Consider the following 7,831-nt stretch of genomic DNA (forward strand, 5'->3'; position numbering starts at 1 on the left):
TTTCACGACCTTCGCGGTACCGCAGTTACAAGGCTGGCCAGTTGCGATTGCACTGAGATGCAAATAGCCGCAATCACTGGGCATGCGGTCAGTGACGTTGGCTCGATCCTTGACAAGCATTATTACAATCGCAATGAGGCCATAGCGGTGAGGGCAATCCAGAAGCTCGAATCGAGAACAAAATCTGCAAACCGAGCTGCAAACCGGGATGGGTCGGCGGGCTCGAAAAAGGGCTAACCCTTTGATTTCAATGGTGAGCGCACCAGGGCTCGAACCTGGGACCCGCTGATTAAGAGTCAGCTGCTCTACCAACTGAGCTATGCGCCCATCGAAATCCCGGACCCTCAAGTCCGTGAGGGCCCGGCATGTAGCAAAGCCGCGGCGGGCTGGCAAGCGGAAACCGGAACCGATTTCGTGCTTCTTTTCCCGCACGCGGCGCCCGTCGCGACGGCTCAGTTCTTGTCCCTGTCGACGAGCTTGTTCTGGCCGATCCACGGCATCATCGCGCGCAATGTCGCGCCGATCTCTTCGATCGGGTGCGCGTTGGCGCGCGCGCGCATAGCCTTGAACGACGTCTGATTGACCCTGTTCTCCAGCATCCAGTCGCGGGTGAAGCGGCCCGACTGTATGTCGTCCAGAACCCGCTTCATCTCGGCTTTCGCCGCGGGCGTGATGATCCTCGGACCGGTGACATATTCGCCGTATTCGGCGGTGTTGGAGATCGAGTAGTTCATGTTGGCGATGCCGCCCTCGTAGATGAGGTCGACGATCAGCTTCACCTCGTGCAGGCACTCGAAATAGGCCATCTCCGGCGCATATCCGGCTTCGACGAGAGTCTCATAGCCCGCGCGGATCAGTTCGACGAGGCCGCCGCACAGCACCACCTGCTCGCCGAACAGGTCGGTCTCGCATTCCTCGCGGAATGTCGTCTCGATTACGCCGGCGCGACCGCCGCCGATCGCGGAGGCGTAGGAGAGGCCCAGGTCGTGCGCGTTGCCGCTGGCGTCCTGATGGATGGCGATCAGACAAGGGACGCCGCCGCCGCGCTTGTATTCCGAGCGCACCGTGTGCCCCGGCCCCTTCGGGGCGACCATCAGCACATCGAGGTCGGCGCGTGGTTCGATCAGGTTGAAGTGGACATTGAGACCGTGCGCGAACATGAGCGCCGCGCCCTGCTTCATGTTCGGGGCGAGTTCGGCCTTGTAGATGTCCGCCTGCAATTCGTCCGGCGTCAGCATCATGACGACGTCGGCCCATTTCGCGGCGCCGGCGACGTCCATCACCTTGATCCCTTCGGCTTCCGCCTTCTTGGCCGACGCCGAACCGGGCCTGAGCGCCACCGCGATCTCCTTGACGCCGCTGTCGCGCATGTTGAGCAGGTGAGCGTGGCCCTGGCTGCCGTAGCCGACGACGGCGACTTTCTTGCCCTTGATCAGATTGAGGTCGGAATCCCGGTCGTAGTAGACGCGCATCGTAGTTCCTTATCGCCGCGTTCAAAGTGGTCGGCGTTTCTAGTGAATGCGGGCGGCCCGATCAAGCGCGGCGAACTGGAGATTCGCGGGCGTTCCCGACAAGACCGACCGCCGGCGACCGGGCTTGCCCGGCGTCGACTGAACCGGGATAAATGGCCGCGCCGCCCTTGGCGAAGGGGCGGCGCAACTTGTATATTGGAGGTTACGCGGGCGCTTTTCTCCTTGGCGCTCCGAATCCGGGGGCCCCAAAGTGACGTTCTTTTCTCGAATCCGGGCGGTTTTTGTTCTGGCGCTGATAGCTGTCTCGGTTTCCGGTTGCGGCTACAACGTCATCCCCACGAAGGAGGAAGCGGCCAAGGCAAAGTGGGCGGAAGTCCAGAACCAGTACCAGCGTCGGGCCGACCTCGTGCCAAATCTGGTCGCGACCGTCCAGTGCTACGCCAAGCAGGAAAAGGAGGTGCTGACCGCAGTCACCGAGGCGCGCGCCAAGGCGACAGCGATCAATCTTACCGCCGACGACCTCACCGACCCGGAAAAGGTCAAGGCGATGCAGCAGGCGCAGGCCCAACTGTCCGGAGCGCTCGGTCGCCTGCTCGCCGTCAGCGAGAACTATCCCGACCTCAAGTCGAACCAGAACTTCCTAGCGCTGCAGTCGCAGCTCGAGGGCACCGAGAACCGCATCGCCGTGGCGCGCAGGGACTACATCGCGGCGGTGCAGGACTTCAACACGGAGCTCAGGACCTTCCCGACCGTGATCTGGGCCAACACCGTGTTCCGCTCGGTGAAGCCGCTCGCCCCATTCACCGCGGAGGCGGACGCGCAAGCGGCCCCGAAGGTGAAGTTCTAGTCGCAAGGGGGCGGCGCCATGCCCCGCTGCGGCGCGCGCGCGCTCGTCGCCCTCCTCATCGCGGCACTGTGGATCGGCGCGGCGCTGGCGGCGGCGAATTTCCCGGCCCTCACGGGCCGGGTCGTCGACGCGGCGAAAATCCTGTCCCCAGTGACGATCGCGGACCTCGAACGGAAGCTTGCCGACCTCGAGCAGAAGTCGGGCATCCAGCTTGAGGTCGCCACCGTCCCCTCGCTTGGAGGCGAGGAGATCGAGCCCTACGCCAACGAGCTCTTCCGCTTCTGGAAGCTCGGCGAGGCGAAGAAGGACAATGGCGTCCTGCTGCTGATCGCGCCCAATGAAAGACGGGTCCGCATCGAGGTCGGTTACGGCCTCGAGGGCACGCTGACCGACGCGATCTCGAGCTTGATCATCGCCAACGCCATAGCGCCGCGCTTCAAGGCTGGCGACTTCAACGGCGGGGTGACCCATGGCGTCGACGACATCATCACCACGCTCACGACCGATTCGGCGGAGTGGAAGCCAAAGCCTCAGGACATGCGGGCCGAGCACGACGCCTCGCTGTTCGACGCGATCGCGCCGTTCCTCATTTTCCTGTTCATCCTGTTCGTTCTCACCCGGATCGGCCGGCGCACGGGCGGCAACGTCATCTTCATTCCGATGGGCGGCGGCGGCTTCGGGGGAGGCTTCGGCGGCGGGGGCGGAGGGGGATTCGGCGGGGGCGGCGGATTCTCCGGCGGCGGCGGCTCGTCGGGCGGCGGCGGGGCGTCGGGGGGGTGGTGATGATTGATCCGGCCGAGGCTGCGCGCATCGAGACGGCCTTCGACGAGGCCCAGACCAAGACCCGTGCGCCGCTGGTCTGCGTGCTGGCGGGAGCCTCCTTCTCCCGCGACGCCGAATTTCTGCTCGGCGCCTGCATCTTGGCGCTGGCGACGCCGCTGCCGCTGCTGCTGTTCACGGAAATGTCGGCGCATCGGATCTACGTCGCGCAATTGCTCGTCGCCATCCTGGCGGCGGTTCTCGGCGCCGTGCCGTGGGTGCGGCGGACGCTTGTCCCCGCCCGTGTGGCCCGCTCAGCCTGCCACCGCGCGGCGCTGGCGCAATTCGTCCTGCGCGGGCTCGACCGATCCCAGTGCGGCGTGCTCGTCTATGTGTCGCTTGCCGAACATTACATCCGCATCGTTCCGGACGAACACGCCGCCGCGGCCATCTCCCATGAGCAATGGCAGGCGATTGTGGACGAGGCGCTCGGACCGCTCGGGGACGGCGCGATCGAGACGGCCTTGACGGGTCTCGCTACGCGCTGCGCCGAGCTGCTCGCAGGCCCGTTCCCGCCGGCGACGTCCTTGGAGCCGCCGCGTCGCCAGCGCTTCCACATGGTCTAATTTTCTTCCAGTCGGTTCCCCCTCAAGTACAGGGATGTGCAGGACCCGCGCCAAAACCGACGCCAACGGTCAAGGGTGCCGGAACTGGCGTCTCCCAGTCCCTAAAGATGTCAGGCGTCGCGCTGCCCCGTCTTGCGGGTCTCAGCCGCCTTGCGCGCCGATTCCCGCCGATCCTCAGCGGTGCGGCCGGTATGAGGCGACCGTCCCAACTGTGTCCAGTCCGTTTCCGTCATGTCGACGCCGTAGTGCTGGGCGGCCTCCTGGATGTTGGCGAAGGCCAGTTCGCGGTCAGCGTCGGCAACGTCAATCGTTTGATCGAAGCGGGCGATGGCGTTTCGGACGTGTTTCGCGTCCGTCAATGGCTCCTTGCGCTGCTTGGGGAACGCGAACACGCTGTCGGGCAGGTCGCGCCTGCCTGAGAGTTCGCCGTGCTTTTCGTGCGGTTTCCAGGTCGGTTTCATGGCCGTCTCCAGGTCTGGCGAGGCGCGTTCGAGCGCTGAGCGCAAACCGGACCGGCAGAGATTTGTTCCATGCCCCGACGCCCCTTCGAGACCGCGGTCGCGCTTCGAAGCGAATTCCCGGCGCCGCCTTGACAGACGAGCGAATATGGATGTGCTTATTCGGCGACGGCCGGCGGCTTTGGGCCAAGCTCGCGGCGGATTTCCAAGTGGAGGGATCAGCATGCAATATTTCGAACGCTTCGGGACGTCGCGCCGGACGGCGCTGAAGATGGGTCTGGCCGGGCTCGCTTCGACGGGTTTGGCCGGGGGCTTCGGCGCCGCCGCCGCCGATACGCTCGCCGACATCAAGCAGCGCGGCGAGCTCGTCGCCGCCACCGAGATGCAGTTCCCGCCTTTCGATATCTCCGACAACGGCGTCTACAAGGGCGTCGACCGCGACCTGATCGACGCGGTCGCCAAGGAGCTCGGCGTAAAAGCCTCGTATCTCGACCTGCCGTGGACAAGCGTGCTGCCCGGCCTCGAGGCCAAGAAGTTCGATCTCGTCATCGCCCCGGTGACGATCACCAAGGAGCGCATGAAGCATTACGCATTCTCGGTGCCGATCGCGGACGCGACGGCGGCGCTGATGAAGCGCGCCGACGACAAGAGCATCACGAAACCCGAGGATATCGCCGGCAAGACGGTCGGCGGCCAGAAGGGGACCTCTCAGGTCGCGCAGCTCAAGGAATTCTCCGCCAAGCTGCCGAAGCCGGTGGAGGTGAAGGAATACGTCGACAACAACCAGTCCTACGCCGATCTCGCGGCAGGTCGGATCGACGCCGCCGTCAATTCGCTCCCGAACCTCGCCTATGCGGCGTCCCAGCGGCCCGAGACCTTCGCCGTCGTGACGCCGGCCTTCGGCCAGCCGACCTATTTTTCCTGGGTCGCCCGTCTCGACGACCAGTCGCTGATGGACGCGATCAACACGGCGATCGTCAAGCTCGAAGGCGACGGCACGATGGCCAAGATCCAGAAGACCTGGTTCGGCCAGTCGATGGATCTGCCCAAGACCGTGCCAGAGCCGTCGATCTGACAGCGCCCAAAGCCTAAAGGCCGCTCCGGGTTCCGTGCGTCCGCGCCGCCGCCGGCTATCGGCAAGCAAGGTCCCCGGCGAGCCCGCGCGCATGCGCCTGTCAGTCATCTTCCACTCATTCGGCTATCTGACCCAGGCGGCGGGCGTGACGATCGCGCTCTCGCTCGCCGGCATCGCGCTCGGATTCGTGTTCGGAACGCTGGCGTGCGTTGCGCGCTTCTCCGGCAAGCCCTGGCTCGAACGCCTGGGCGGCGCCTATGTCAGCGTGTTCCGCGGCGTGCCGCTGCTGGTCCTGCTCCTCTTCGTCTACTATTTCCTCGCGACCGTCGGACTTGACGTTCCGGCCCTCGTCGCCGCAATCGGGGGCCTCAGCCTCTCGTCCGGCGCCTATCAGGCGGAAATCCTGCGCGGAGCGTTGAACGCGGTGCCGCGCGGCCAGGCCGAGGCGGCGACAGCGCTCGGCTACACGGCCTTCGACTGCTGGCGCCGGATCCTGCTGCCGCAGGCCCTGCGGATCTCGATCCCGCCGCTGATCAACGAGTTCATCCTTCTCATCAAGGCCTCGTCGCTCGTCTCGGTGGTCGGCATCGCCGAGATAACCCGGGTCAGCATGAACATCGCCTCGATGACCTATCGCCCGCTCGAGGCTTATCTCGCGGGCGGCCTCTTCTACCTGGCGATCAATCTCTCGCTCGCGGGTCTCGGAGGCCTGGCCGAGCGCTGCGCGGCGGGAGGAGCGCGTTGAACTGGGACATTCTCATCCGCTACGCCCCGGCGCTCGTCGGCGGCTTCGGCGTCACGATCTTCTGCTGGCTCATGGGCTCGGCGGTCGGCCTCGCGATCGGCTTCGCCGTCGCCCTCGCCGCCGCTGTCCCGAGCCGCGCCCTCAAGGCGGTCCTGCGCGTCTACGTCGAGGTCTTGCGTGGGACGCCTTTCCTCATGCAGCTCTTCATTCTCTACTCCGGCGGTCCCGCCATCGGGTTGAGGCTCAGCGCCACGACCGCCGGGATCGTCGGCCTCGGGCTCTATTCCTCGGCCTACTACTCGGAGATTTTTCGCGCCGGCTTCGCGGCGGTTCCTCGCGGGCAGATCGAGGCGGCGATGAGCGTGGGCATGGCGCCCATCGACATCCTCGCCCGCGTCCGCCTGCCGATCGCGCTCGTCGCGGCCGCGCCGCCGATCATCAACACGCTCATCGTGATGTCGAAGGAGACGGTGGTCCTCTCGATCATCACGGTGCCCGAACTCATGTACCAGATGCAGACCATGGCTGCGGAGACGTTCACCGCCTTCGACGCGATCTTCGCGATGGCCGTCTTCTACTGGTGCCTCGTCGAAGTCGTCTCGCGCCTCGGCCGCCGCGTCGAGGAGCGGGCGACCGCCTTCCTTGCGAGCCGCTAGATGACCGTCCCGATGATCTCGATGCGCGCCGTCGGCAAGAGTTTTGGCGCGCACCAGGTGCTTAGGGGCGTCGACCTCGACGTCCTGGGCTCCGAGGTCGTATGCCTGATCGGCCCGAGCGGATCGGGCAAGAGCACCCTGCTCCGATGCGTCAATTTCCTGGAATCCTACGACGAGGGTGAGGTGCGCATCGAGGGCGAGCTGATCGGCTACGACATCGACAAGGAGGGCGCGCGGCGCCTGATGGCGCAGAAGCGCCTGCGCGAGATGCGGCGCGAGATCGGCATGGTGTTCCAGCACTTCAATCTCTGGCCGCACATGACCGCGCTGGAAAACGTGTCGGAGCCGCTCGTGCGCGTCCGCGGCCTCAAGAAGGCCGAGGCGAGCGAGCGGGCGGCGGCGATGCTCAAGCGCGTCGGACTGGCGGAAAAGGCCCACACCCATCCGCAACGCCTGTCGGGCGGCCAGCAGCAGCGCGTCGCCATCGCCCGCGCGCTCGCCATGCAGCCGCGGGTGATGCTGTTCGACGAGCCGACCTCGGCCCTCGACCCGGAACTCGTCGGCGAGGTGCTCGAAGTGATGCGGGCGCTCGCGGCGGACGGGATGACGATGCTGATCGTCACCCACGAGATGGGCTTCGCCGCCCATGTCGCCAACCGCATCGCCTTCATCGACGAGGGCCGCATCATCGATGAGGGCCCGCCTCGCCACGTCTTCCATCAGAGCAAGGAGCCGCGCGTGCGGCAGTTTTTGCAGACCTACCACGACCGCAATGCGTTTTGACCCCGACGGAAATCCAGTTCCGTTTTGAGGTTTTTCAGAGGGTTGCGGCGGCTTTTCCGATCCGGGAATGATGGGCAAGGCCGCGCTTTCGCCGGCTCGCCGGCCCGCTGCAGTTCTGGCAGCCTTGCCATGTTTTCAATCGCTTACGCGCACAAAGCTGTCACGAATTCGATTTCGATGTCCTTCTGCTCATTCATCAGGGCACCCTCCGGCGCCAGCAGCCGTTACAAGCGCGAGCCTCCTGATCCTCACGATTTAGAGCCTAGCATAGTTTCCGATAATCCGGAATTATATGTTGACTCTTATCGCGTTGGCTGTTGGTCGAGCAATTGGAACGATCGGCAACACCGCGTCATGGCCGGGCTTGTCCCGGCCATCCACGCGATCACCGCACCTTCCCGTTAGGCGGC

General features: G+C 65.2%; 9 protein-coding genes and 1 tRNA gene. 7 read left to right on the forward strand and 3 right to left on the reverse strand.

Annotated elements, in window-relative coordinates; translation table 11 throughout:
* Positions 1 to 251: 251 nt before the first annotated feature.
* Positions 252 to 327 (reverse strand) — tRNA-Lys (locus ACLP25_RS13435).
* 125 nt (positions 328 to 452) lie between these two features.
* Positions 453 to 1,472: a ketol-acid reductoisomerase gene (ilvC, locus tag ACLP25_RS13440; protein ID WP_442469693.1), complete on the reverse strand. Its 1,020-nt coding sequence runs from the start codon at positions 1,470 to 1,472 to the stop codon at positions 453 to 455.
* Positions 1,473 to 1,722: 250 nt separating this feature from the next.
* On the opposite strand from ilvC, the gene ACLP25_RS13445 reads away from it, so the two are divergent.
* From ACLP25_RS13445 to ACLP25_RS13455, 3 genes are read left to right on the forward strand one after another with little or no spacing between them, the layout of a single operon-like run.
* Entirely contained in the window at positions 1,723 to 2,319 is a 597-nt protein-coding gene (locus ACLP25_RS13445) for a LemA family protein (RefSeq protein ID WP_442469694.1), read from the forward strand.
* A gap of 18 nt (positions 2,320 to 2,337) precedes the next feature.
* Positions 2,338 to 3,102: a TPM domain-containing protein gene (locus ACLP25_RS13450; protein ID WP_442469695.1), complete on the forward strand. Its 765-nt coding sequence runs from the start codon at positions 2,338 to 2,340 to the stop codon at positions 3,100 to 3,102.
* A complete protein-coding gene (locus tag ACLP25_RS13455) occupies positions 3,102 to 3,704 on the forward strand; it encodes a TPM domain-containing protein (protein WP_442469696.1) in 603 nt (200 codons plus the stop codon). Before ACLP25_RS13450 ends, ACLP25_RS13455 begins: the two co-directional genes overlap by 1 nt.
* A gap of 110 nt (positions 3,705 to 3,814) precedes the next feature.
* Here ACLP25_RS13455 and ACLP25_RS13460 read toward each other — a convergent pair whose 3' ends face one another.
* Entirely contained in the window at positions 3,815 to 4,165 is a 351-nt protein-coding gene (locus ACLP25_RS13460) for a DUF6582 domain-containing protein (protein WP_442469697.1), read from the reverse strand.
* A gap of 220 nt (positions 4,166 to 4,385) precedes the next feature.
* Between ACLP25_RS13460 and ACLP25_RS13465 the strand changes: the two genes are divergently transcribed.
* From ACLP25_RS13465 to ACLP25_RS13480, 4 genes are all read left to right on the forward strand, one after another.
* A complete protein-coding gene (locus tag ACLP25_RS13465; protein WP_442469698.1) occupies positions 4,386 to 5,237 on the forward strand; it encodes a transporter substrate-binding domain-containing protein in 852 nt (283 codons plus the stop codon).
* Positions 5,238 to 5,328: 91 nt separating this feature from the next.
* The gene (locus ACLP25_RS13470; protein WP_442469699.1) at positions 5,329 to 5,982 is read left to right on the forward strand and encodes an amino acid ABC transporter permease; all 654 of its coding nucleotides are present in this window, start codon (positions 5,329 to 5,331) and stop codon (positions 5,980 to 5,982) included.
* The gene (locus ACLP25_RS13475; protein ID WP_442469700.1) at positions 5,979 to 6,638 is read left to right on the forward strand and encodes an amino acid ABC transporter permease; all 660 of its coding nucleotides are present in this window, start codon (positions 5,979 to 5,981) and stop codon (positions 6,636 to 6,638) included. Before ACLP25_RS13470 ends, ACLP25_RS13475 begins: the two co-directional genes overlap by 4 nt.
* Positions 6,639 to 7,421 (forward strand): amino acid ABC transporter ATP-binding protein, encoded by a 783-nt coding sequence (locus ACLP25_RS13480; protein WP_442469701.1) that lies wholly within the window; start codon positions 6,639 to 6,641, stop codon positions 7,419 to 7,421.
* The last annotated feature ends 410 nt before the right edge of the window (positions 7,422 to 7,831 follow it).

It is taken from the genome of Roseiarcus sp., assembly GCF_052145395.1.
GTDB lineage: Bacteria > Pseudomonadota > Alphaproteobacteria > Rhizobiales > Beijerinckiaceae > Roseiarcus.